This window comes from Acetobacter aceti, assembly GCF_002005445.1.
Classification (GTDB): Bacteria; Pseudomonadota; Alphaproteobacteria; order Acetobacterales; family Acetobacteraceae; genus Acetobacter; species Acetobacter aceti_B.
Genome location: NZ_CP014692.1, coordinates 1,961,374 through 1,985,656, shown reverse-complemented (window position 1 = coordinate 1,985,656; position 24,283 = coordinate 1,961,374). Strand labels below are relative to the sequence as shown.

General features: G+C 58.5%; 18 protein-coding genes. 10 read left to right on the top strand and 8 right to left on the bottom strand.

Going from position 1 to position 24,283, the window contains the following annotated elements; all coding sequences use genetic code 11:
• Window positions 1-22 precede the first annotated feature (22 nt).
• The 6 genes from tolB to folP all read left to right on the top strand — a co-directional run bounded on the left by tolB (window position 23) and on the right by folP (window position 7,857).
• Window positions 23-1,390, top strand: coding sequence for a Tol-Pal system beta propeller repeat protein TolB (tolB, locus tag A0U92_RS08960; RefSeq protein ID WP_077814343.1), 1,368 nt, complete (start codon window positions 23-25; stop codon window positions 1,388-1,390).
• Between the two features lie 246 nt (window positions 1,391-1,636).
• Window positions 1,637-2,116 (top strand): peptidoglycan-associated lipoprotein Pal, encoded by a 480-nt coding sequence (gene pal / locus A0U92_RS08955; protein ID WP_077812921.1) that lies wholly within the window; start codon window positions 1,637-1,639, stop codon window positions 2,114-2,116.
• Between the two features lie 388 nt (window positions 2,117-2,504).
• Window positions 2,505-3,350 (top strand): tol-pal system YbgF family protein, encoded by an 846-nt coding sequence (locus A0U92_RS08950; protein WP_077812920.1) that lies wholly within the window; start codon window positions 2,505-2,507, stop codon window positions 3,348-3,350.
• A 13-nt stretch (window positions 3,351-3,363) separates the two neighbouring features.
• The gene (gene tilS / locus A0U92_RS08945; RefSeq protein ID WP_077812919.1) at window positions 3,364-4,662 is read left to right on the top strand and encodes a tRNA lysidine(34) synthetase TilS; all 1,299 of its coding nucleotides are present in this window, start codon (window positions 3,364-3,366) and stop codon (window positions 4,660-4,662) included.
• Window positions 4,663-4,796: 134 nt separating this feature from the next.
• Complete coding sequence (gene ftsH, locus A0U92_RS08940; protein ID WP_077814342.1) at window positions 4,797-6,728, top strand: ATP-dependent zinc metalloprotease FtsH; 1,932 nt, start codon at window positions 4,797-4,799, stop codon at window positions 6,726-6,728.
• Window positions 6,729-6,825: 97 nt separating this feature from the next.
• On the top strand, window positions 6,826-7,857 hold the full coding sequence (folP, locus tag A0U92_RS08935; protein WP_077812918.1) for a dihydropteroate synthase: 1,032 nt from the start codon (window positions 6,826-6,828) through the stop codon (window positions 7,855-7,857).
• A 10-nt stretch (window positions 7,858-7,867) separates the two neighbouring features.
• Here the strand turns inward: folP and cysE are convergent, their stop codons facing one another.
• The 5 genes from cysE to A0U92_RS08915 form a co-directional block, all read right to left on the bottom strand.
• Entirely contained in the window at window positions 7,868-8,686 is an 819-nt protein-coding gene (gene cysE, locus A0U92_RS08930; RefSeq protein WP_077812917.1) for a serine O-acetyltransferase, read from the bottom strand.
• 90 nt (window positions 8,687-8,776) lie between these two features.
• Window positions 8,777-10,153, bottom strand: coding sequence for an MFS transporter (locus A0U92_RS08925; RefSeq protein ID WP_077812916.1), 1,377 nt, complete (start codon window positions 10,151-10,153; stop codon window positions 8,777-8,779).
• 130 nt (window positions 10,154-10,283) lie between these two features.
• The gene (locus tag A0U92_RS17745; protein ID WP_187668733.1) at window positions 10,284-10,430 is read right to left on the bottom strand and encodes a hypothetical protein; all 147 of its coding nucleotides are present in this window, start codon (window positions 10,428-10,430) and stop codon (window positions 10,284-10,286) included.
• Window positions 10,431-10,648: 218 nt separating this feature from the next.
• A complete protein-coding gene (locus A0U92_RS08920; protein ID WP_236748061.1) occupies window positions 10,649-11,644 on the bottom strand; it encodes an MFS transporter in 996 nt (331 codons plus the stop codon).
• Window positions 11,580-13,085 (bottom strand): TonB-dependent receptor plug domain-containing protein, encoded by a 1,506-nt coding sequence (locus A0U92_RS08915; protein ID WP_236748060.1) that lies wholly within the window; start codon window positions 13,083-13,085, stop codon window positions 11,580-11,582. Before A0U92_RS08915 ends, A0U92_RS08920 begins: the two co-directional genes overlap by 65 nt.
• A 327-nt stretch (window positions 13,086-13,412) precedes the next feature.
• Here A0U92_RS08915 and A0U92_RS08910 point away from each other — a divergent pair, with 327 nt between their 5' ends.
• The 3 genes from A0U92_RS08910 to groL all read left to right on the top strand — a co-directional run bounded on the left by A0U92_RS08910 (window position 13,413) and on the right by groL (window position 16,710).
• Window positions 13,413-14,354: a LysR family transcriptional regulator gene (locus A0U92_RS08910; RefSeq protein WP_236748059.1), complete on the top strand. Its 942-nt coding sequence runs from the start codon at window positions 13,413-13,415 to the stop codon at window positions 14,352-14,354.
• A gap of 362 nt (window positions 14,355-14,716) precedes the next feature.
• A complete protein-coding gene (locus tag A0U92_RS08905; RefSeq protein ID WP_077812914.1) occupies window positions 14,717-15,010 on the top strand; it encodes a co-chaperone GroES in 294 nt (97 codons plus the stop codon).
• A 56-nt stretch (window positions 15,011-15,066) separates the two neighbouring features.
• Window positions 15,067-16,710 (top strand): chaperonin GroEL, encoded by a 1,644-nt coding sequence (groL, locus tag A0U92_RS08900; protein ID WP_077812913.1) that lies wholly within the window; start codon window positions 15,067-15,069, stop codon window positions 16,708-16,710.
• Between the two features lie 884 nt (window positions 16,711-17,594).
• Here the strand turns inward: groL and A0U92_RS08890 are convergent.
• The 3 genes from A0U92_RS08890 to A0U92_RS08880 all read right to left on the bottom strand — a co-directional run bounded on the left by A0U92_RS08890 (window position 17,595) and on the right by A0U92_RS08880 (window position 23,663).
• A complete protein-coding gene (locus tag A0U92_RS08890) occupies window positions 17,595-18,413 on the bottom strand; it encodes a hypothetical protein (protein WP_077812912.1) in 819 nt (272 codons plus the stop codon).
• Complete coding sequence (locus A0U92_RS08885; RefSeq protein ID WP_077812911.1) at window positions 18,406-22,959, bottom strand: AAA family ATPase; 4,554 nt, start codon at window positions 22,957-22,959, stop codon at window positions 18,406-18,408. The genes A0U92_RS08890 and A0U92_RS08885 overlap by 8 nt, the downstream gene beginning before the upstream one ends.
• Before the next feature lie 80 nt (window positions 22,960-23,039).
• Window positions 23,040-23,663 (bottom strand): DsbA family protein, encoded by a 624-nt coding sequence (locus tag A0U92_RS08880; RefSeq protein WP_236748058.1) that lies wholly within the window; start codon window positions 23,661-23,663, stop codon window positions 23,040-23,042.
• A 209-nt stretch (window positions 23,664-23,872) separates the two neighbouring features.
• Between A0U92_RS08880 and A0U92_RS08875 the strand changes: the two genes are divergently transcribed.
• Complete coding sequence (locus A0U92_RS08875) at window positions 23,873-24,262, top strand: hypothetical protein (RefSeq protein ID WP_077812910.1); 390 nt, start codon at window positions 23,873-23,875, stop codon at window positions 24,260-24,262.
• Window positions 24,263-24,283 lie beyond the last annotated feature (21 nt).

Here is a 24,283-nt window from a genome sequence, read left to right as displayed (position 1 = left end):
GGATTAGAGAGGACACATGACCATGGTTTCGATTTCCAGCCGCTATCTTCCGGATCATGAGGCCGAAGCTCTTGCGGAAGCGTTTGGTCCGAATGGAATGCGCCGCCGCTCCCTTCTTGGCGGCGGTCTGGCTATGGGAGCAGGACTGGTCGGCGGGCTGACCGCAACGCCTCTTTCCGCCTGGGCGGCCGATGCGCCTGAAGCGGAGATCACGGTTGATCAGGCGCGAACGGCTCCTATTCCCATCGTCATTCCGTCATTCGGTCCCGGCGTTGGCGAGCAGATCACGCAGGTTGTGACCAACGATCTTTCCAATACGGGTCTGTTCAAGGTTCTTCCGGGTTCAGCCATGTCCGGCACGCCTGATTTCGCGCCCTACAAGGCTATGGGCGCTCATGCGGCCGTAACGGGCGGCTTTTCAGGAAGCGGCAGCATCCGGGTTGAATTCCGTCTCTGGGATGTTCTGGCGGGTCAGCAGATTCAGGGAACGGCCTATACGACCAATGCCGCCAACTGGCGTCGGATCGCCCACATCATAGGCGACGTCATTTACGAGCGTATGCTGGGTGAGAAAGGCTATTTCGACACCCGCATCGGTTTCATCTCCCGTTCAGGTTCCGTGCACCAGCCTCGTATGCGGCTGGCCGTGATGGACCAGGATGGTGCGAACTGCCGTATCCTGAGCAGCACGCAGACCAAGTTGCCCGCTTTCAGCCCGGTGCGGGACCAGATCGCTTTTCTCTCCTACGCATCCAGTGTGCCCCGGATCTATGTGTTTGATCTTGCCAGCGGTCATCAGCGGATCATAGGCGACTTCAACGGCGTTCCTCTGGGACCACATTATTCCCCGGATGGTAGTTCCCTTGTCGTTCCTGTGGCGAAAGGAAGCGGTTCTGACCTGTATTCGGTCAATATCGCGTCCGGCGCCAAGCGTCAGATCACGTCATCGGGCGGGGCGATTAACGTCAGTCCGAGCTTTAGCCCTGATGGGTCCCAGATTGTGTTCAACTCGGACAAGGGGGGCTCCCCTGCGCTCTACATCATGAGCGCCAGCGGGGGATCGGCGCGCCGACTGTCCTATGGCAGCGGTCATTATGGCGATTCTGTCTGGTCTCCACGCGGTGATCTGATCGGATTTACACGGATCTCAGGGGGACAGTTCTCGCTGGGCGTCATGAATCCTGATGGAACCGGCGAACGCATCATGACACAGGGCTATACTGTGGAGTCACCAAGTTTCTGCCCGAATGGCCGTGTTCTGGCCTTCTCTCGCAGTGGGCCCAACGGTGGCGCCGCCATTCATACGATTGATATTACCGGATTTCATGAGCAGGCAATTCCGACACCGGAAGGGGGTTCCGGACCGACCTGGTCACCCCTGAACGTCTGACGGCAGAAGTCTTCACGCTTTTGATAGTGTCTTTCATGCAGGGTGGATATGCAAAACAGTAAGGCATATGCTGATGGCGCTTGACGCGTCTTCAGCAATGTGGCTTACGAGATGGTAACCTCCGGTAGGAAACCGCTTCTGTATATGGAGCAGGTTTTCTGTTGCCGGAGACGATAAAACTGGCCCGTTTCTACTTATCCCATCCCCTTATGTTCCGCTTTGGGAACTGATCTCAGGATCAAACAAATGAGACTGAAACTTCTTGGTGCGCTCGGTGTAGCGGCGCTTCTTGCTGGCTGCTCTAATGATCACACCAACACCGGTGCTAACACCGGATCAGGCGCTGCTGTACAGCCAAGCGGCCCGGTGCCGGGAAGCGAAGCTGATCTCGTTGCAAATGTGGGCGACCGCGTTTTCTTCGAGCTGAACCAGAGCGGTCTTTCCGCTGACGCCAAAACGACTCTCGACAAGCAGGCTGACTGGCTTTCGAAGTATCCGCAGGTTGCAGTGCAGATCGCCGGCAACTGCGACGACCGTGGCACTGAAGAATACAACCTTGCGCTGGGTCAGCGCCGTGCAAACGCCGCTCGCGACTATCTCGTTGCGAAGGGCTCTGCCAGCTCGCGTCTGACAACGATTTCCTATGGTAAGGATCGTCCGACAGCGACAGGTGAAGGTGAAGACGTCTGGGCTCAGAACCGTAACGCGATCACATCCGTTCAGTAATTTCTGTCGGAACGGTTTTGTCGTGCTGATTGAAAGGCCGGACAGGCGCATACGCGCCTGTCCGGCCTTTCGTTTTTAAAACAGTTTGATGATTCTTCTTTTGATGGGCTGTGTTCCTCTACGGCAATTGAAGTTTCGAACGAGCGGATACTTCATGTAACCGGGAGCGGCTTGCTAGTTGGACGGAGAATCATGTTAAAATAACAAGATAGATGATTGTCTGCGGATTGTATGAGCAGATGTTTCACCGGCCTCTGGTAATCTGTGATTTCGTAATGAAATTCACAGACGCCGGGATGGCAGGAACAACGCCAGAGGGAGACGGCTGTTCAGCCGCACAAGACTTGTCATGACAGGATTTTCTTACCCGTTCCGGAACCCATCCCGGATGACACGCCTGATGGCGGCGACCGTGTTCCTGTCTTTTGCGCCGGTTGTAGCGCATGCTCAGGTATCAAGCCGGGAAGGGATTGCGCTCCAGGATCAGATCATGGAACTGCGCCAGCAACTATCGCAGGTTCAGAGCAGCAGCGCATCCTCGTCAGGTTCGTTGCCGGCGCCTGAAGCTGTGGGCAGCAGGAACAGTGGCGCCAGCGGCGATCTTGTCGCCCAGTTGCTCGACAGAGTGAATACGCTGGAGTCGCAGCAACGCGATATGCGCGGACAGCTTGAGGAAATGACCAATCAGCTCAAGGAGCAGAACGCTTCTCTCTCCAAGCAGATGAGCGACATGCAGTTCGCCGCCCAGAATGGCGGCGGCGCGGCTGCCGGTGCGATGGCGTCCTCTTCCTCTGCGGGGAAAAAAGAAGAAGCGAAAGAAATTCATGCACCGGCCACAAGTGACGCGGCGCAGACGCCGGAAGATGCTCTCAAGGCGGGAAATGCGGCTCTTCTGAAACACGATTACAGCGCGGCGCAGGACAGCGCCCAGTCTGCTCTTGCCCATGGAAAAGGCAGCGTAAAAATCGATGCCCAGTATCTGCTGGGACAGTCTCTGGCCGGGCAGAAGCAGTATCGTGATTCCACGGTTGCCTATTATGACGCCTACAAGCTCTCTCCTAAAGGAGCGAAAGCACCCTATGCCTTGCTGGGTGTCAGCTCCGCCCTCATCAGTCTTGGAAACAAGAAAGCCGCCTGTCAGGCTCTGGCCAAACTGAAATCAGAGTTTCCGAATCCTTCCGAACGTGTTGCGAAGTCGGCGGCGTACTTCACGAAGCAGGGCGGTTGCTCCTGAAGGTGACTCTGGCATGACCGGCCTGTCAGGAGAGGACGATCTTCTGACGTTCACCGGTCATGACGGTATTTCGCGAACCGGTTTTCAGACGATCATGCGAAAATTGGGTCCGTGGATTCCCGATGGACCCGATGCTCCGCCGGTAGCGCTCGCGGTTTCTGGTGGTGGGGATTCCATCGCACTGGCCTGGCTAGTCGCATCCTGGCGAAAGCGCCTGATCGCCTTTGTTGTCGATCACGGACTGCGGCCCGAGTTTGCGGCTGAAGCCGCCAGCGCGCTTAAAACTCTCTCCACACTGGGAATTCCGGCCGAACTCCTCAAGGTTCAGGATCTGCCATACGGTTCGGCGCTGGCGCGACGGGCCCGTGACGCCCGTTATGAAACGCTCATCAGGGCGTGCCGCCGCGTGGGCGCAGTTGACCTGCTTGTCGCTCATCAGGCTGATGATCAGGTCGAAACCGTGGCGATGAGACAGAAGCGTGGCAGTGGACCGGGTCTCTCTGGCATGGCGTGGGTCTCTGAACGCGATGATGTCCGGATTGTGCGGCCCCTGCTGGGATATTCCCGTCAGGCCCTTCGAAATACACTGCGTCAGGCAGGTCTTTCCTGGTGCGATGACCCCTCAAATGAAAATGAACGCGCTGAACGGGTAAGGGTCAGGAAACACCTTGCTTCGGCAGAAAAACAGGCATTGCTGCGACAGGTCGGAAGAGCCTCCGAAGATCGTATCGGTCTCGAGAAATCAATCATCGATGAACTGGTCGAGACGGGCTGTCGCATGTCCTGGGGATGGGCGGCTCCGGGAGAGGCGCTGCCATCGGCCCATACTCTCGCAGCATTGGTCCGCTGTGTTGGAGGCAGTGATTATCTGCCGTCACTCTCCGCGATGAGAAGCATTTGCGAGCAGAAACTGCCCGTCACAGTAGGAGGTGCAAGACTCATGCGCGGACGAGCTGGTGGAGATCGTCAGGAGCAATGGCTGCTCGTCAGGGAAATGGCAGCCATGCAGGCTCCGGTGTCGGCTCGCCATGGTGGGTGCTGGGACAGACGGTTCGTGCTTCGCTGTGCAGAAGGTCTGCCTGAAGGCATCATGATGGGGGCGGCAGGACAGGGAATCTCCCGTAAAGACCGCGCGGGTCTGCCTGCGGCTGTGACGGCGACGCTTCCTGCTCTCTGGAAGGAAGGGCAGCGGCTGTGCGTGCCGCATCTGGGGCTGGGGGACGAAGGGATGCTCGCAAAAGTGGCGTTTGACTTCGTTCCATCGTCGCCGGTTACGGCAACTTGCCGCTGGATGAACGCATATTTAACCTGAGAGCCACTTTCATGCAGGGTGTGAAGACCCAATGTCAGCATGAACAGGATTGCATTCGTCGCGTGAAACCGGTCTCATGAGATCAGCGCCACAGGAACGGACGCGTATAGGAACAGTATGGAACGGATGTCGTGATCAATAATTTTGGACGTAACCTTGCCCTCTGGGTCTGCATCATTGTTCTGCTGTTGTTCCTGTTCAACATGTTCCAGCCCACCGGGGCGCAGCATGCCGCGCAGCAGATCGCCTATTCCGACTTCATCGGTGATGTCGATAAAGGCGAAGTGCGCTCGGTTGTCATTCAGGAACACAATATTTCCGGAACGCTGACTAACGGCACGTCTTTCGAGACCTATGCGCCTCAGGATACGGGTCTCGTGTCCCGTCTGACGGGCAAAGGCGTGGAAGTGGTCGCCAAGCCGCTTGAGGCTGAAGGCAATCCCTTCCTGCGGATCGTGCTGAACTGGTTCCCGTTTCTTCTGGTGGGCGCGGTCTGGCTGTTCATGATGCGTCAGATGCAGTCGGGCGGCGGTCGGGCCATGGGCTTCGGCAAGTCCCGTGCGAAGATGCTGACAGAAAAGCAGGGTCGGGTGACCTTTGCTGATGTCGCTGGTATCGAGGAAGCCAAGAGCGAACTGGAGGAAATTGTTGAATTTCTGAAAGATCCGCAGAAGTTCACCCGTCTGGGCGGCAAGATCCCCAAGGGTGTTCTGCTCGTCGGTCCTCCGGGTACAGGCAAGACGCTGCTGGCGCGTGCGATTGCCGGTGAAGCCAATGTTCCGTTCTTCACCATTTCCGGTTCCGACTTCGTGGAAATGTTTGTGGGTGTTGGCGCGTCGCGTGTCCGTGACATGTTCGAGCAGGGCAAGAAAGCCGCTCCCTGCATCATCTTCATCGACGAAATCGATGCCGTGGGCCGTCACCGTGGCGCCGGTCTCGGTGGTGGTAATGACGAGCGTGAGCAGACCCTCAACCAGATGCTGGTCGAGATGGACGGGTTCGAGAGCAACGAAGGCGTGATCCTCATCGCCGCGACCAACCGTCCTGACGTGCTTGATCCTGCGCTGCTGCGTCCGGGCCGCTTTGACCGTCAGGTTGTTGTGCCGAACCCGGATGTGAACGGTCGTGAGCAGATCCTGCGTGTGCATATGCGCAAGGTGCCGCTGGCTTCTGATGTTGATCCGAAAGTCATCGCGCGTGGCACGCCGGGCTTCTCCGGCGCCGATCTGGCCAATCTGGTCAATGAGGCCGCTCTTCTGGCTGCGCGTCAGGGCAAGCGCACTGTGGCGATGCTTGAGTTCGAGAACGCGAAGGACAAGGTGCTGATGGGCACCGAGCGCCGCTCGCTGGTCATGAGCGACGACGAGAAGAAGATGACGGCCTATCACGAAGGTGGCCATGCACTCGTCTCGATCCTGACGCCGGGCACGGACCCTGTTCACAAGGCGACCATCATTCCGCGTGGCCGCGCCCTTGGTATGGTGATGAGCCTGCCGGAAGGGGATCGTTACTCCAAGAGCCGTGCGAAATGTGTGGCTGAACTCGATCTCGCGATGGGTGGCCGTGCTGCTGAAGAAATCATCTTTGGCCCGGATAACGTGACGAGCGGTGCGTCCGGTGACATCAAGATGGCGACCGATCAGGCCCGCCGGATGGTCACGGAATGGGGCATGAGCGAAAAGATGGGCATGATCGCTTATGGCGATAATGGTCAGGAAGTGTTCCTCGGTCACTCCGTGACACAGAACAAGAACATCTCGGAAGAGACGGCGCGGTCGATTGATTCCGAAGTCAAAAATCTGATCGATTCCGCGTATCATCGCGCCAAGACGCTGCTGATCGATCACATTGATGAACTGCATCGTCTGGCGGAATCTCTGCTGGAATATGAAACCCTGAGTGGCGAGGAAATCCGGCAGATCCTGCGCGGCGAGCCGATCGAACGGGTTGTCGTCGATGACACCATGCCTGAAAATCGACGCTCTTCAGTGCCGCCGGTGATTGGCAAACCGGCTGCTCCCGATGTGCCATCTTCTCTGGGAGATGCCTCTCCCCAGCCCGGCTAAATCCGGGAGCTTCATGAAAAGGCGAGGGCTGGTGTCCTCGCCTTTTTTTGTGCCCGGAATATACAGATACATGAGTTAAACCAGTCGGAGTGTAACCATGGACACCACGCGTCTTATCGAGCCTGCTGGTCTTGTGCATGGTCCTGCTGCCGAAGCCGTCATCAAGGCTGGAGTGGCGTTACCTCTGGCGGGAGGCAGGACAGCCTTCACGCTTGCGACACTCATTGAAAAAGAGAAGGTTTCCGACCCGATCCCGATCGATCGCATTCCTGGATCGTGGCACGCGGAACTGGAACGTATCACAGTAAAGCCTGCCGACGCAGGTCTGCCGTCCGGCCCTGTCGTGATGGGTATCCTCAACGTGACGCCGGACAGTTTCAGCGATGGTGGTCGATATGTGGATCCCGAAGCGGCAGTGGCTCATGCTGAAAAACTGACGCATGACGGGGCGCGCATTCTGGATGTCGGAGCAGAAAGCACGCGTCCCGGTTCTGCTCCTGTGTCTGCTGATGAAGAATGGGCGAGGCTTCAACCGCTGTTACTGGAAATGTCCCGACGGGGAGCCTGCCTTTCCGTCGATACCCGTAACGCACGCACCATGGAGGCTGCGCTGGATGCCGGAGCCACGCTTATCAATGATGTGACGGCGCTCACGCACGATCCGGATGCTCTTCCTCTTCTGGTGAGCCGATCCTGCCCGGTCGCCCTGATGCATATGCGCGGCACGCCGGAAACGATGGGCAGTCTCACCACCTATCGGGATGTAGCGATTGATGTGGTCAGGGAGCTTGGCGACAGAATTGCGGACGCGGAGAAAGCCGGTATTTCCCGAGACCGTATTCTTGTTGACCCGGGAATAGGTTTTGCAAAAACCACGGAACAGAATGCCGAACTGATCCGCAGACTGCCGCTGTTCGCCAATCTTGGATGCCGGATTCTTCTGGGCACATCACGCAAACGCATGATCGGGGCGCTGGCAGGGGTGAGCGACGCGAGCGGGCGTGACCCGGGAACTATCGCGTCGTCATTGCCGGGACTGGCGCTTGGAGACACAATCCTGCGTGTTCATGACTGTGCGGGGATGATGCAGGCCGTGCGTGTGTGGGAAGGGTGTTTCTCACCGGCCTGATCATTGCGGATCAGATAATGTAATCAATCGGCGGCAATGTCTGATCCATCGTCAGGGATGGCATTTCCTTGAGACGGGTTCCCACTTTGCGGGCCGGATTACCCACGACGGTCGTGTAGGGCGGGACGGCTTCCAGGACGATGGAACCGGCTCCGATCTTGGCGCCTTCACCGACTTCAATCGCGCCGAGAACCTTGGCCCCGGCGCCGATCAGCACGCCGCGCCGGATCTTGGGATGGCGGTTTCCAGCATGTTTACCGGTGCCTCCCAGGGTCACTCCCTGGAGCAGCGAGACATCGTCCTCGATAATGGACGTTTCACCAACCACGATCCCGGTTCCGTGGTCGAACAGGATGCGTCGTCCCAGAGTGGCGGCCGGATGGATGTCGACGGCGAACAGTTCGGAGGCGCGGCTTTGCAGATGGAGCGCAAGGTGGCGGCGATTGCCGTTCCAGAGCCAGTGGGCGACCCGGTAACACTGGACCGCGTGAAACCCCTTGAAGAACAGGAAGGGGGTCACGTAGTCGGGGCAGGCCGGGTCACGGTCACGGATGGCCTGAAGGTCGGCGGCACCTGCGACAATCGCGTCAGGTGTGTCTTCATAGCACTCAAGCACGAGGGCGGTCAGTTGCTCGCTATTCACATAATGGTCGCCAAGCTTGCGACCGATGAGAGCAGACATGGCGATAGCGAAGCCGGAGTGGTTCTTGATGCCCGTTGATAGCAGCCCCATCACGAGCGGATCGCAACAGACCTGAGATTCCTGCACCATCTGCTTCCACAGGCTGTTCAGATTGATGGAAACTCCTGCGGTGTCAGACTGTGTCATCTATGAAACGATCCATTGAGGGGACGGTGGAAGCAACCGTCTGGGATATGGGGAATTTTACAGGGAGCACGGGCAGACCGCAACGAAGGGTTATTTTCTGCCGGTAACCATGCGCGAGACGCTGAGCAGGGCCGCGACGGCAGTGCAGAAGGCTGCACCGTCAAGGCAGACAAGACTGCCGTTCATTGGCACGAGGCGCAGGATGAGCGCCGTTCCAATACCTCCAAAAGTCTGGCCGCTCTGACGGGAGACCTGAACCATACCGCTCGCTCCCCCTTCACGTCCGGCAAGAGCGGACAGCAACATCGCCCGGTTGTTGGGAACCTGAAAGACACCAAACCCGAACCCGGCCAGGCCGATCCGCCAGGCGACATCGAATGCTGTGGGGATGTCCGGCAGAAAGCGGAGTGCGATAAAGCCGAGCATGACGAAGACAAGACCGATCGAGGACAGGATTCCTGCAGGAATCCTGTCTGCGATGCGGCGTGTGACGGAAGCGGAAACGATCAGCCCGAATGCCCAGGGTGTCATGAGCAGGCCGGTGGCGGTTGCGCTCCATCCGTAATGATCGTGGAGCGTGAAGGGCATGGAAATCATGAACAGATTCGAGCCGATATACGCGATGATACCCACGATAAAGGCGATCCTGAAGCCGATTCCACGCAGGAGATCTATAGGCAGGATTGGCTGAAGACTACTGGATTCCTTGCGGATGAGTCCGCTCATTGTCGCGACGCCAACCACCAGCATGGCGCAGGCCAGCATGGCGCCATCGGAGTGCGCGACGGAGTTTCCTCCCAGACCCAGCGCCGTGACTGCAATGATGCAGAGCACGGCGCCTATGGGGTCCGGCATTTCTTTCTGCCGGGGGGTCACGGGCAGGGAGGACGCCGCCAGCACAAAAGTCAGAGCGCCAATGGGCAGGTTGATCCAGAAAAGCCAAGGCCAGTGCGCGACAGCCAGAATCATGCCAGCAACCGTTGGACCAAGGGCCATGCCCACGCCCACGATCAGGGTGTTCACGGAAACACCTTTTCCGAGTTCCTCAACAGGGTAGATGAAACGGATCAGGGCGGAAACAACACCGAGCATGGAGGCTGCGCCAAATCCCTGTATGGCGCGGGCAATGGTCAGCAGCGGAAGCGTTGGGGCAAGGGCGCATCCGACAGAGGCCAGGATAAAGAGTGTGATCCCCATCATGCACATGCGTGCATAGCCGATCCACGCACCGGCAGCGGCCAGTGGCAGCAGGGATGACAGGCTGGCCAGTTGATAGGCGTTCACAACCCAGACCGTATCTGAAGCGGAACTATGCAGATCAGCACCGATGTCGGGCAGAGCGATGTTGGCGATGGCGTAGTCGATCTGAGCCAGTAGAACGGCAAGGCAGACTGCTGTCATCGCCTTGAAGCGTGCTGCGCCGTAAAGGCCGTTCGGCGTGGAATGTGAGGTGGGTGAAACTGTCATCCCGCTGACCTTATCCCCATCGGAAGGATTCTCAGAACAGGACAACGCAGGAGAAAACGGGGTTGGCTCGCACAGCGCCATCACAGACGGGTGAACAGGACTCTGTCTGTGGTGGCAGGCAGGGCTGTGATCAGTGTTTCACCGACTTGAGGCCATCCTTGTAGCCAAGCGCTTCCCACTGCTGCTGTTGCGTGAGGTGATGATTGGTGGAGTCCCCGAACCAGGAACAGCCGGAAAGAATGAGGCTACAAAAGCCCAGAAACAGAGCGCGGCGCATGATTCCTGACATGATTTCAGTTTTCGATTCGCACCAAGGATGTACCAGAAACGCTTCGGAAGCGAGAGACAGAGCCTGTTCGGGGACCGGGCGGGGTATTGGCCCGATGCCGCCGGTCTTCATCCCTGCGTAAGGGAGAGAAGGGCAGATCTCTCAGGGTTCTTGCCTGCCGTTCAACAGGGCGCTGTGCAAACTGCGCGGAGCGTCGCCTGCTCTGTTCACGACCGCCGACATGGGGAGAGGACAAGAGGGCGAAGGAGCAGGAAGGCCCCGACACATGAGATGAGGCCAAGCGGGCCAACGAGAACATAGCTTTCCAGCCATTGGGCTATCGCGCCCGTGACGAGGGAGCCTGCCGCCATGTTTATGATCCAGGCCGATGAGCACAGCACGGCGAGACGGCCGCCTGCATCGATCTGGTAAGCGACGCTGAGTATGAGCGGATAGGCGATCAGCCAGCTGACATTGAACACGATGAGTGCGATGGCAAAGCCTGCCTCGTTGGAAACGAGCGTAAGTGCGGCGCAGGACAATCCACAGATAAGCAGCGAGACAGGCAGGCTCCACCGACGAGGGATACGCTGCGCCAGAATGCCGAAAATGGTGTTGCTGATCGCACAGGCCAGTGTCGCAATACTCTGATATCGACCGTAGGTGACTGCTGATATTCCGATTTCATGAGCGGCGCGTTCGATAAAGGGCCATAGCGCCAGACTGCCGAAGCTGAAGAGCGAGATTGCTATCAGGACAATTCGGCCGCTGCTTTTCAGCTCATTCCACTGAACCGGTGACTGAAGATTTGACGTGCCTGGTCGATCCGGCAGGAAACTTCCGCCTGCGAGGGTGAACAGCATGGCCAGAACAGCAAGCATGACGAACATACCCGGTGTTCCATGGTTCGTCCCAACCACAGGAAGAGAGAGGTTGATGAGCGTGTAGATAATCGTCTGAATGGCCAGACCTATGGAAATCGCACGAGTGGGACTGTTCGTGCGGGCCGCCGTCAGGTTCAGGGCTGTATTGGCCAGTCCGAAGCCCAGGCCGCAAGCCACCCGCGTGACCAGAAGCGGAATAAAACCGTGCAGCAGGGAAGAAGAAAACTGCGCTGCGCCGATCAGCGCTCCCGCCGCAAGCGCCAGCCGTCGGGGGCTAAGGAGGACGACATGGGGCGCGATGAACAGCATCGTTACGGCGTAAGCCAGTAATTCCACCATACTCCATACGCCCATCTGAAGCGGTGAGAAAGCTGTTGGAGTTGAAGGTCTGTGACCAGAAATCCTGATAGCCTGCAGGTAGGGTACCGAGCGCATTGATGGGCGATCCTTCTCCGAGGAGAGGCTGCTCAATGCCGTAACGTCCAATCTGGGTATGGAAGTTTTCGTACCAGACGCCAGCGCTGATATCGTTGCGGGCGATCGTGTAGGTCAATGCGGATGTGAAACCGTATCTCTGTGTGTTGCTGGCGTTGATCTGCTCAGCCAGTGGCGCTCCGTTGGGTGAAGTGAGATAAGGAGATGTCCAGCCGCCACGTCTGTACTGACCGTGTCCGTAAATGGTTGTTTTCCAGCGTAGAGCATGGGTCAGGGAGAAATCCGCAGTCAGACCGCCGAGATAATCCCGTTCCGCGGTGACGGCGTCGTAATACGACGCATCCCAAGGATCGGACATCCGTGAATAACCGGGGGGAATAGCGCCGCCGGGCAGATTGTTGAGGGACTGCGCCAGTCGGTAGGCCTTGGCGTAACCGTCGGGCGTTCCGACGAAATTATCAAGTCTGTAGCCGCCGTTCTTCAGCATGTCGAAGGACATGTCCTGATAATTGTAGAGATCCTTATCGGACCAGTCGAAGAAGGTTGAAATCCGGCTGTCCTGGCCAATGGGCTGGAGAAATTTCGCGTTGACCTGCTGCGCGAACTGGTTGCCTCCACCTTTCCATTTGTCGGTGTTGTTTCTCATATAGGAGACATAGAAGCGTGAGCCGATCTGGTTCAGGTCGCCGCTGTCTGCACGAATGAAAGTGTGATAGGCGGCGTTGCTTCCGAAAGTCTGTGCTGTTGTCAGGTGGCGTTCGTGGTTTGGATCGGCGGAGAAATATTCCAGGGAACCGCCAAGATTTGACGTGCTGGCTACGGATTCCGCTCCTGCGCTCTCTGACATAGTGATGTGACCGACATTTTCGGACGCAATGGCGGCAGTACTATTCAGTCCATTGAGCGACCGGAATTCCTGATCGCCGAGGGGTATGCCATCAAGTGTCATGCCAATCTGGTTTTGCAGGAATCCGTGCATGTAGAACTGGGCAGACCATGTATCCAGACCTTGTGGGTCAGCAGACTGGAACATTACGCCCGGAAGAGTTGCGAGCACTTTCTGCGGGTTTGTTCCCGGAACAGATCTGGAAAGCACTTCCGAGGAAATCGTTTCAGTGATTCCTCGCGCGTATGAGCGTCGCGCGCTGACGGTCAGTTGTTCAGGGTCTTTTTGTTTGATGGCTTTCGGACTGGCAGCCGGTCTGTGCGGCGTAGCGTGCGGTATCTCCGCATTGCTCTGATGCCCTGCTTTATGCGTGGTGTCAGGGGCGGCGACAGCGACGGAGTTGGCGGATACGAGAAGGGCCGTTGCGACCGTACCGTTCAGAAGAATATTGAATTCCATAGCCACAGGCCTTTTAGGAAAATACATGCGCGATGGTTGTTCGGGCATTTTGTGGGAGAAGAGGGCGGACGTGGCTTTATCGACAGGTTCTCGTGGTATGGTTGAGGGAGGTATTTTCCATTTTTTTATAGTGGATTATGATGCTGTGCAGATGGCTGTGGATTTGGATTATTGGTTGGAAAACGGCACTATCGTCTAGGTAAGGCATCGATCTGGTTCCGTAAGGAGCGTGCAATGTCGCGTCCTGATGGTGTATTAATCTATTAACCATAAAATTTGATTGTTTGTGATGTAGTGCATTTATTATGTGTGATATAACTCTGAATTATGACACCTTATGTAGTGGAATATGTGCTTGCCCATCTTCGCCTGCTTGAGGCGGTGGGCAGACTGGGGAGTTTCAGTGCCGCCGCCGCTGAACTCGGCGTCACGCAACCCAATGTCAGCCGGCAGATCGGGCAGATAGAACGGGTGATCGGCCACGAACTGTTCACGCGTGGACATCGGGGGGTGGTTCTGACGGAAGCGGGTCGTTTGCTGTTCGAGGCGGCGACGGAGAGCACCAGACGTATCCGTGACTGTCTGGGAGAGATCGCTGCCGTGGAGGCGGGTCGAAGACAGATTGCCGTGGTGACGGATTATGGCTTTGGCGCTACCTGGCTCATGGAGCGTCTGTCAGATTTCGAGCGGCTTTGTCCGGGTGTGGAAGTCCAGATCGTCACGACGAGAAATCTGTCTGAGACAGTATCTGGCGATTTCCGACCTGATGTCTCCATCCTGTTTGAAGCCGGCCCAATCAGGGGAGATGATTCGGTTTTTCAACGGAAAATGCTTTTTCAGGAAGAAGTCTATCCCGTCTGCAGCCGGAATTATCTGGAACGCCACGGGCCATTTGATAGGCTGGAAGAGATCAGAAAAGCGCATCTTCTGCATCTGAAGGGTGACGGTACGCTGTGGCTGAACTGGGAGAGCTGGTTTCGGAACGAAATCGTCGATGGCGCGCAGACTCGGAACAGCAGATTGAATGTATTCCATACCTTCAGTCATTTCCCGCTTCTCATGCAGTCTGCCTGTCAGGACGAGGGCATCGCACTGGGTTGGAGGCCCTTGATTGATAAGGCGCTGGAGAGCGGACAACTGGTGAAGCTCTGGTCGACGCCCGCCAAAAGCGAGAACGGTTATGTTCTCACCCTTCATCGTCGAACGAGCAGAGAGGCGTCTGCCTTTTATCAATGGATTATTGCTCAGGCAGAAGGACGCCCTGCTTGACGGGTGTTTCCGTGGGGATAAGCTCAAGGTCTGCGGCTACGGAAGATTTGCCTGCCACATCATGCGGATGATCGGGGGTTTTTGAAGAAACCGGGATAGGTTCCATGCCAGCCAAATCAAGGTGAAAATATCCTTATTTCTCTGTCGATGATTTAAAAAAATCTTTTTAAATTCTTGTGACTGGCACTCTCGAGAGAAAAGTGCCGAACCTTCTTGACACCCTCTCTGGGAGCACCTATCTCCATACGTGGCACTCCCGGGGTGGGAGTGCTAACGCACCGCGGCGTAGAGCGCGTGGCACGCGGCGACGTTGCTTTAATAACGAGGGCGTCGTCCTCAGATAGAATGTGGAGCAATCCATAATGACGAAATTCCGTCCCCTGCACGATCGTGTGGTGGTTCGCCGTCTTACAGGCGAAGAAAAGACAGTTGGTGGCATCATCATCCCTGACACGGCCAAGGAAAAGCCGATGGAAGGCGAGGTTGTGTCCGTTGGTCCAGGCGCACGCAACGAGCAGGGCCAGATCGTGGCGCTCGATGTGAAGGCTGGTGATCGCGTGCTGTTCGGCAAGTGGTCCGGCACCGAAGTCAAGATCGGTGGTGAAGAGCTGCTGATCATGAAGGAAAGCGACATCATGGGCGTGATCGCCGGCTGATCACCGGCTTCTGATCCCCTTTAATTGTCCGTTTTCATTTTCAAGGAGAATTCCCAATGGCTGCCAAGGACGTAAAGTTCGGCGGTGAAGCGCGTCAGCGCATGCTGCGTGGTGTCGACATTCTTGCCGACGCCGTAAAGGTAACACTCGGCCCGAAAGGCCGTAACGTCGTGCTCGACAAGAGCTTCGGCGCGCCCCGTATCACCAAGGACGGTGTGTCGGTCGCAAAAGAAATCGAGCTTGCTGACAAGTTCGAGAACATGGGCGCGCAGATGCTGCGCGAAGTGGCGTCAAAGACCAACGACACGGCTGGCGACGGCACCACCACGGCAACCGTGCTGGCTCAGGCGATTGTCCGTGAGGGCGCCAAGGCTGTTGCCGCCGGCATGAACCCGATGGATCTGAAGCGCGGCATCGACAAGGCTGTCGCCGCTGTCGTTGAAGAACTGAAGAAGAACGCCAAGAAAGTGACGTCTCCGGCCGAGACGGCGCAGGTTGGCACGATCTCCGCCAATGGCGAGAAAGAGATCGGCGAGATGATCTCGCAGGCCATGCAGAAGGTCGGCTCCGAGGGCGTGATCACGGTTGAGGAAGCCAAGGGCATCCAGACCGAGCTCGACGTTGTCGAGGGCATGCAGTTCGATCGCGGCTACATCTCCCCGTACTTCGTGACCAACGCGGAGAAGATGACGGCTGATCTCGACAGCCCGTACATCCTCATCCACGAGAAGAAGCTGTCTTCCCTTCAGCCGATCCTTCCGCTGCTTGAGTCCGTCGTGCAGTCCGGCCGTCCGCTGGTCATCATCGCGGAAGACGTCGATGGCGAGGCTCTGGCGACACTCGTTGTCAACAAGCTGCGTGGTGGTCTGAAGATCGCTGCTGTCAAGGCTCCGGGCTTCGGCGATCGTCGCAAGGCCATGCTGGAAGACATCGCCATCCTTACCGGTGGTCAGGTCATCAGCGAAGACCTCGGCATCAAGCTTGAGAGCGTGACGCTGCCGATGCTCGGCACGGCGAAGAAGGTGCACATCTCGAAAGAGAACACCACCATCGTTGAGGGTGCTGGCAACGCGGACGACATCAAGGGTCGTTGCAACCAGATCCGCGCCCAGGTCGAGGAAACAACCTCCGACTACGATCGTGAGAAGCTGCAGGAGCGTCTTGCGAAGCTCGCCGGTGGCGTTGCTGTCATCCGCGTCGGTGGTTCCACCGAAATTGAGGTGAAGGAGCGTAAGGATCGCGTCGACGATGCGCTGCACGCAACCCGCGCTGCCGTCGAAGAAGGCATCGTTCCGGGCGGCGGCACGGCTCTGGCTCGCGCTTCCACGGCTCTTGGCCACCTGCATTACCACAACGAAGACCAGAAGGTCGGCGGTGAAATCATCCGCAAGGCCCTTCAGTCTCCTCTGCGTCAGATCGCGCATAACGCGGGTGAAGACGGCGCTGTCATCGCTGGCAAGGTTCTGGAAAACAGCACCTACACCTTCGGTTTCGACGCGCAGGCCGGCGAATACAAGGACCTCGTCGAGGCTGGCATCATCGACCCGATGAAGGTTGTCCGTACCGCTCTGCAGGACGCAGCTTCGGTTGCTGGTCTGCTGATCACCACGGAAGCCATGGTCGCAGAGCGTCCGGAGAAAAAAGCTCCGCCGATGCCGGGTGGTGGTGGAATGGGTGGCATGGGCGATATGGATTTCTGATCCAGTCGTTCAGACGCTGTTTCCGGAAGAGGGAGGGCGGTTTCGTCCTCCCTTTTTCTTTGGCCTGATGACGGAATCGGATGTGACGAAATGGCGCTCAGACAGTATCTGTAGAGAGGTTGAACGAGAGTTGGATAGGTCATCAGGGTTGTAAAAACTGATCTGGCCCGTATTCGATTGAAAAGCTGGAATTCACTCCCGTTAAGAAACGAGTATTCGTTTACCTATTTCGTTGTCGTTACAGCCAGCGATTCAGTAATTTCTTTCCTGTTCTTTCAGAAAATCCAGACGCTCCTGGGGGCATGCCGATGGCACATGTCAGGTCGACATAAAAGCCGTTGGGTTTTGTAAAACTGCAAGCATCATCACGATTTTTGATCGATGCCAACCGCCCTTGCTTGAGTTTGGCCTGCGGGCTGGTATTCAGGAATTTGTGAAGGCACGGTCTGTCTGCGAAAACTGATTGCTTGTGCAGTAAACTTCATCGAAAGCATTTCGAGGCGCGGCACGGCCCGCAGCAAAGGTGCTGACAGTTGGCAGAAAACCGGACAGTAAGCCAACTGCAATCCAGTTGTATTTCACGGCATTACTTTTTTTCTGGGTGGTATGTGAGAAGATAGGTATAGAATCCTGTTTTATTTAAAGCAGGATTTCCAGTTCTTAATGCAGGAAGCTGTGTGTGGCCAAATGCTGTGTCTTTTTCAGAGTGAGAACCGCATTTTGACGAATCTGGACTGTTTCAGTCCCGTTCAAAATTTTCTTTGTAAGTCTTCTGATGAAAAAGAAATCAGGAGAAAAATCTTGATATGTCTGAGCGATTTATCTTGAGAAATATTTGGCGATAACTTTGGGCTTGACCGCCAGAATACCATCGTCAGGTGCTCTCAGGAACCACCGAGAACATTGGCTAGTCGCTCGGGATGTTCAGTCATCACTATGTCCACCGGTTCATCCAGCAATCTTCGGGTCGCGGTGATATTGCTGGTGGGATCAGGACTGGAGGCGATGACGGCGTCAGCGTCACGATGAGCCACTTCAAAAAGCGAGGAAGAGGCGTTGGCAGGCAGATAAAGAGCGTAAGGATGTCGCCCTGCCAGTTGCTTCGCCAGATGTGCATCCCGAGAGGATTGAACCGGCATGGCAACGACGACGGAGCGGTCGGCGACCAGAGCGTCATGAGCACTGATCAGATCATGCGTCATCAGGACGGCCCTTTTCCTCATCCCGGTTGCTCTCAGTTCCTTTACCACTTCAGAACTCGGGATGTCGCGGATCGACAGCATGACCAGTTCGTGTCGCCTGTAGGAGAGCTTGAGCGCATCATGCAACGGAAGAGAAGCGTCGCCAGCGATTGCCAGTTTACCATCATCATTTCTGACAACGTCCAGAGCGACCATCGTTGGCAGGCCGGGTGTATCGAGCATCTCTGAGGTCGGCGGTGGGAGCTTCGCCAGAATCCTGTCGGTTCCGGATGTCGGGAAGGGAAGGGTAGTTGTGGCCGCCTTCCCGCTCGCGCAGATGACCAGACCATGGTGAATGCGGGTCAGGAGCGCATCGGTATGCGAGTCACGCCACAGTAATCCACCACCGGCAACAGCAATCACAGATAACCCGATAAGGATATTCCGACGGCAGGAGCGGGTCAGAAAAGACCCTTCCCGTTTCTGATCGTCTATCGAGTCCTGTGTGTCAGGATCAGGCATGAGCCTCTTCCTTTTTACGTTCGCCGGCCATGGCGGCGGCCTTGTCCAGATCGACGGACAGCACGCGACTCACACCGCGTTCCTGCATGGTTACGCCGTAGAGCCGGTCCATATGAGCCATTGTAAGCTGATGATGTGTCACCACGAGAAAACGTGTTCCTGCTTCGTTGACCATATCGCCAAGCAGCGCACAGAAGCGGCCGACATTGGCGTCATCAAGTGGAGCGTCGACTTCGTCCAGTACGCAGATCGGAGCCGGGTTGCAGCGGAAAACTGCAAAGATGAGCGACAGGGCTGTCAGAGCCTGCTCGCCTCCGGACAGGAGCGACAGGGTGGCAAGCTTCTTGCCGGGAGGCTGGGCATAGATCTCCAGCCCAGCTTGCAACGGATCATCACTGCCGACAAGACCCAGATGGGCGCGGCCTCCACCGAACATGCGTGAGAACAGGGACTGGAAATGGTGATCCACCTGCGTGAAGACCGCCATCAGGCGCTCACGCCCTTCCTTGTTGAGGCTCCCGATCGATCCACGCAGACGGGCAATCGCGGCTTCAATCTCCCCATGCTCGCGCCGGATCACCTCGATCTGCCGTTCCGCCTCCTGCGCCTCGATGTCGGCTCGCAGATTGACGGGGCCAAGCTCTTCGCGCTCGCGGGTCAGGCGGGAAATCTTGCGGCGTAGCCCTGTTTCCGCGGATTCCGTGAGATCTCCAACAGGCACTGTGGGAGGCTCGGGTGTCTCGGCCAGCAACTGATCGAGAATGGCCTGAGCCTGCTCACTCTTGCCTTCACTTCTCAGCAGGTTTTCCCGGGCGGTCGCCAGTTCACCTTCGGTCCGCCGTCTTGCTTCCTGAGCATCCTTCAATCGGGTTTCTGCGGCTTCTCTCGCGGTGTTCGCTGTTACAAATTTCTCTTCGGCTGCGGCCAGCGCGACCGCTGTCCGCTCACGAAGCTGTCGGGCCTCATCAGGGAGAGCCGTCAGGGTTTCATGCTCTGCGGAAACGACATCAAAACGACTCTGGGCTTCCGCCATCTGCTCCTTTGCCGCACTTGCCCGCGCCGTCCATTCGGAGAGCGAGTCCTGGAGCGCCGATTCCCGGCTGGCGAGCGCCCCTGCCTCAGCGACAAGAGCTGCCCGTGCCTCTCGACCAATCTGCTCTTCAAGGCGCAGTTCAGTGATTGTCTGGCGCAACGCTTCAACCGGATCGGAGATATGATCGTCAACGACAGCCGCCGCACAGGTCCGTTCAGCGGCTGCAAGAGTTTCAGCAGCTTCGGCCAGTTCGACACCTAGCGTAGCCAGACGAGGTTCCGTGGCGGACAGTCGCGAGCGTATCTCCAGCGCCTTTTCCTGCATGGCGCGGTGGATCGTTTCGAGCCGGGTCACATCCTGACCCGCAGCATCGAGCTTCGCTCGTGCGGAAACGGCAGCCTGTTCCGCTTCCTGAGCCGTCGTCCCGGCCTTTTGCAATGTAGCGGCGGCTGATGCGGGATCGGAAGTGGCTGCCAGAGCCAGACGGGCTGCTTCGACTGTCTCCTCTCCCTTCACCAGCTCGGAATCAAGGCGCGCCAGTTCCGGCAGCATGGTCGCGAGACGGGATTCGGCGCTGCCGTGGCGTGTTTCGGTTTCCTGCTGTACCCGCCGCGCCTGCTCGAAAGCGGCATCAGCCTTGCGGCGGGAGTCCCGTGCCGCGGCTTCCATCTGGGTGGCTTTCTGGTCGCGGGATCTCGCCTCTTCATGCGCCAGACGCAGCACTTCCGGCGCAGGGAGCGCCGCCTGCGTGGCCTGCGCACCCACAACAGCCTGTCTGGCGGCGGCGAGAGCCTGTGTCGCACGCTCATATTGTGGGCGCACGGCATCGAGTCTGGCGCGGGCGGCGGCATGACGGCGGGATGTTTCCGCTTCCGCCGCACGGGCCTTCCCGAGCGAACCTTCAAAAGTAGCCCGCGCCATACGGGCCGTGCGGACCGCTTCAGTCGCCTCACTGCGGGCCTGAGCCGCCTTGGCGGCCTGCTGTTCGACAGCAGGGAGGTCGGAGCCCCTCTCGTCGAAACGAAGCTGCGTTTCCTTCAGAATACGGCGCTGGGCCAGCCTTTGAGCGGCGGCGCTCGGCTGACCGGCGACAATACGATACCCATCCCAGCGCCAGAACGCACCATCCCGCGTGATGAGAGATTGCCCCGCCTGAAGCGCGGATACGAGCGCATCGCCGTCTGCCACGGTAGCCACAAGTCCTGCCTGCCCAAGCGCGCGGGACAGGGCAGGCGGCACTGCGGGAAGAAGGGAGGCAAGGGAAGTCGCCTGAACCGGCAGGGCTCGAGGGGACGCGAGCGGCCCCAGTGATGACCATGAGCGTGGAGAGTCCGGGGCGACAGCAGCATCCGGCGCATCAAGCCCTTCGGCCAGGACAGTGGCAACGGCGACTTCCAGACCGTCAGGAATATCCAGTTGCCCGGAAACAGGGGCGGCTTCGTCAGCATCTTCATCAGCGCCGAGAGCCTGGGACAATCCCTCAATCTGCGCTTTCAGACGGGTCAGTTCCGCTTTCAGGGCGCCAAGTATGCTGTCGGCTTCCTGAGCCTCTGCTGCCGCCTGAGTTGCAGCCTCCTCCGCGTTGGCCAGAGCTGTTTCGGCGTCCGCGAGACGCTTTTCTTCTTCCGCCCGGACGTTCTGGACCTGTTCCAGAACAGTATCCGGAACGGCGTTCTGTTCGGCGGACGCCAGATCACGGGCAAAAGTTCCGGCTTCCTGTTCTGCGCGTCGAAAAGCTGATTCGGCTGTCTGAACGGCGCCGGCGACCGAGGCGCGGGTAGCGTTGTCCTCCTGCATCCGGCCACGCGCCTCGACAAGGGCTGTGGAGGCGGCTGCCCGTTCGGCTTCCGCCGCTTCCAGCGCAGCGACTGCCTGTGTCCGTACGGCTTCGGCCTCGGTCACAGCCTGCGCCAGTGCGCTCCGCTGCGTGTCAGGCACCAGTTCGCGTTCTGTCTGCTCCTTGCGGAGAGCCAGCGCGTCACGGTCCTTCCGAAGGCCGTTGAGCGAGGCCGTCGCTGTCGCAACGGCCTTTTCACATTCGATATGCCGGGCTTTCGTCGCATCCGCAGCATTGCGGGCGATGGAGAGCGCGACCTGTGTTTCTGAACGCTTCTGCGTTGCCGCGTCCGCCGCTTCCCGACAGGCCGCCAGAGTTGCCGCGGCCTGCTGAACAGACGTCTCCGCTTCGTTCAGAGCTTCCTGCGCAGGACATTCTGCCTGCAACGCTTCGATCTGCCTTTTCAGCACGGCATGATCTTCCGAAAGACGGGTATGGCGCAGGGTCGCGGCCTCAAGAGCCGCCAGAGCCTGCTCGGAGCGTGCCCGCGCCGCTGTGGCTTCCGCCGTCAGCCGTTCCAGTCTCTCGGAGGCTTCCTGCAAAGCTGCCTGAAGTCCGGTGAGACTTGCCTCCGCTTCCGCCTGTCGGTCAGGCAGGCTGGCTCGGGCCGCCTGAAGCGCCGCCATATCCTCCTCTAGCCGGGCCAGCGTGGCGGAAGCATCCTCAAGCCGCGACCGGGCTGCATCACGATCCGCCTCACTCTGCCTGAGGCGTTCCGCGGCGGCTTCAGCAGCCTGAGCGGCGCGCTGTTCCTCAAGCGCCACGCTTTCCGCCGCGACTTTCTGCCGTTCCAGCGCCGTGCGGGCGAGTTCCGCCGCTTCACGGATGGCGGGAAGAGACTTTTCGGCTTCATAGTCCGCAAGAACGGATGTTTCGGAGGCGTCTTCGGCGGCGATCAGGGCTGCGCGCGCCTGCACGGCAGCCAGTTTGGCTCGTTCGACCTGCTGGCGTGCGCGGGCATGAAGCAATGCCAGCAGAGAGACTTCCGCATCACGCAGACTGGAGGAGAGTTCCCGGTATCGGGAAGCCTGCTCGGACTGACCGGTCAGCCCTTCAAGGCGGCTTTCCAACTGGGTCCGGAGGTCTTCGGCGCGGGTCAGGTTGGTTTCGGTGGCGCGCAGCTTGAGTTCGGCTTCATGCCGACGCGCATGCAGGCCGGTGATGCCCGCGGCTTCCTCAAGAATGGTCCGTCGTTCTTCAGGACGTGCGCCGACCAGCATCGCCACGCGGCCCTGACTGACCATGGCCGACGAACGCGCGCCCGAAGCGAGGTCGGCGAACAGGGTCTGCACGTCCCGGGCACGGATGGCCTTGCCGTTCAGCCGGTAATCACTGCCGGAACCACGCTCGGCGCGACGGGACACCTCCAGATCGTCCTGCCCGGCGAACGGGCCGGGACCAAGACCCCTGGCGTTTTCCAGAACCAGCGTGACTTCAGCGAGATTACGGGCAGGGCGGCTGGTTGTGCCGGCGAAGATGAGATCGTCCATCTCGCCGCCGCGAAGGGAGCGGGCGGAACTCTCGCCCATGGCCCAGCGGAGTGCTTCCACGACATTGGATTTGCCGCAGCCGTTCGGACCGACAATACCGGTCAGGCCGGGGAGGATATCCACGGAAACCGGGTCGGCAAAGCTTTTGAAGCCCGCGATGCGTAGCTGGACGAAGCGTGCGCTCATCCCGCGACCCGGGCAGATGTGAAGGTGTCAGACACGATGTGTCCAGCGTTCGTCGTCAGACTGTCAGCCCGGTGGAAGTCTCAGCCGCCTGCCGCGATGACTTTCTTTTCGAATGCATCATAGGTCAGTTCACCCTGACGATAGACCTCGTTATTGAAACGGAAGGCCGGAGTGCTGTCGATCTTGTAGTCTTTCTCGGCGCGTGTCTGTTCGGCGAGGATGGCGTTCTGGAACGCGACATCATTGACTGCGGCGTCGAACTCGGCCGGTGACATGCCCGCGAGACCGGCCATCTTGCGAAGCTGGTCTTCCGGATTGACGTTCTCGCCATACGCCCAGCGGTCGAGGTTTGAGAACAGCGACGTCATGAACGGCTCATAACGCTCAAGCGGCAGGCTGCGGGCGACCTGCGTGGCCATCAGCGCCGTGCGATCGAGCGGGAAGTCGCAGAAGACATAGCGGATGCGGCCTGTGTCGATCAGCTTTTTGCGGACTTCCGGGAACACATCGAGTTCGAACCGGGCACAGTGCGGGCAGGTGAAGGAGAACCATTCCTCAACCACCACCCTGGCGTTCGGATTGCCGAACGCGCGGGGCGCCATGCGTGGATCGGCCGGGGCGGCGGACAGGGCCTGCCCGATCAGACCCGGAGCAAACGTGGCCGGAACGGTGAGTGCAAGCAGGGCACGGCGTGTAAGCGACATGACATGGAACTCCGCAAAACTGGGCCACTTGATAAAACTGCCGGAGGTCATGACCGGTCTCATGGGAGAACGTCAAGCCCGGACGGACCATCAATAGGCGTGAAATGTTACAAAGTATTGTCGTTGTTCTGGTTTTCGCCGCAATTCTGGGGCAAACTCGGAGAGTTGGTTCTGCTGCGGCGGAACCTGATTTTTGAAATGGCGCTGCAATGAAAAAACTTCTCTCCCTTTCCCTCGCGGCTGTGATGGCTGTCGGTGTGGTTCCGGCGGCGCATGCCGAACCCGGCGGCTGCCTCAAGTATGGCGCCGCTGGAGCTGTGGGTGGCCACGTGGCCAATCATCACGGAATTCTGGGCGCGATGGGCGGCTGTGTGACCGGCATGTATGTCCGTCATCGCTACCGCAAGGAATCCCGTGCCAAGGCGGCTCTGTATGACAAGGAGCATCCTGGCGCAAAAGGCACCTACGCCGAGAAAGCCACGGCCTATGACGTCGAGCACTCCACCCAGCCGGGAACAATGAACCCCGGCACCAGTGCGCCGCAGACCACTGGTCCGGCTCCACAGGGTCAGACTGCGCCAGACACGACTCACATGTGATGCCAGTCTGTGTGGCGGCTT

Excerpts from the sequence above, each read along its gene's own strand:
- A0U92_RS08885 (WP_077812911.1), bottom strand. The coding sequence starts at position 22,959 with ATGAGCGCACGCTTCGTCCAGCTACGCATCGCGGGCTTCAAAAGCTTT.
- A0U92_RS08890 (WP_077812912.1), bottom strand. The coding sequence starts at position 18,413 with ATGCCTGATCCTGACACACAGGACTCGATAGACGATCAGAAACGGGAA.
- A0U92_RS08875 (WP_077812910.1), top strand. The coding sequence starts at position 23,873 with ATGAAAAAACTTCTCTCCCTTTCCCTCGCGGCTGTGATGGCTGTCGGT.
- folP (WP_077812918.1), top strand. The coding sequence starts at position 6,826 with ATGGACACCACGCGTCTTATCGAGCCTGCTGGTCTTGTGCATGGTCCT.
- A0U92_RS08880 (WP_236748058.1), bottom strand. The coding sequence starts at position 23,663 with ATGTCGCTTACACGCCGTGCCCTGCTTGCACTCACCGTTCCGGCCACG.
- pal (WP_077812921.1), top strand. The coding sequence starts at position 1,637 with ATGAGACTGAAACTTCTTGGTGCGCTCGGTGTAGCGGCGCTTCTTGCT.
- tolB (WP_077814343.1), top strand. The coding sequence starts at position 23 with ATGGTTTCGATTTCCAGCCGCTATCTTCCGGATCATGAGGCCGAAGCT.
- A0U92_RS08915 (WP_236748060.1), bottom strand. The coding sequence starts at position 13,085 with ATGGAATTCAATATTCTTCTGAACGGTACGGTCGCAACGGCCCTTCTC.
- A0U92_RS08925 (WP_077812916.1), bottom strand. The coding sequence starts at position 10,153 with ATGACAGTTTCACCCACCTCACATTCCACGCCGAACGGCCTTTACGGC.
- tilS (WP_077812919.1), top strand. The coding sequence starts at position 3,364 with ATGACCGGCCTGTCAGGAGAGGACGATCTTCTGACGTTCACCGGTCAT.
- A0U92_RS08920 (WP_236748061.1), bottom strand. The coding sequence starts at position 11,644 with ATGGTGGAATTACTGGCTTACGCCGTAACGATGCTGTTCATCGCGCCC.
- groL (WP_077812913.1), top strand. The coding sequence starts at position 15,067 with ATGGCTGCCAAGGACGTAAAGTTCGGCGGTGAAGCGCGTCAGCGCATG.
- A0U92_RS08950 (WP_077812920.1), top strand. The coding sequence starts at position 2,505 with ATGACACGCCTGATGGCGGCGACCGTGTTCCTGTCTTTTGCGCCGGTT.
- A0U92_RS17745 (WP_187668733.1), bottom strand. The coding sequence starts at position 10,430 with ATGCGCCGCGCTCTGTTTCTGGGCTTTTGTAGCCTCATTCTTTCCGGC.
- cysE (WP_077812917.1), bottom strand. The coding sequence starts at position 8,686 with ATGACACAGTCTGACACCGCAGGAGTTTCCATCAATCTGAACAGCCTG.
- A0U92_RS08905 (WP_077812914.1), top strand. The coding sequence starts at position 14,717 with ATGACGAAATTCCGTCCCCTGCACGATCGTGTGGTGGTTCGCCGTCTT.
- A0U92_RS08910 (WP_236748059.1), top strand. The coding sequence starts at position 13,413 with ATGACACCTTATGTAGTGGAATATGTGCTTGCCCATCTTCGCCTGCTT.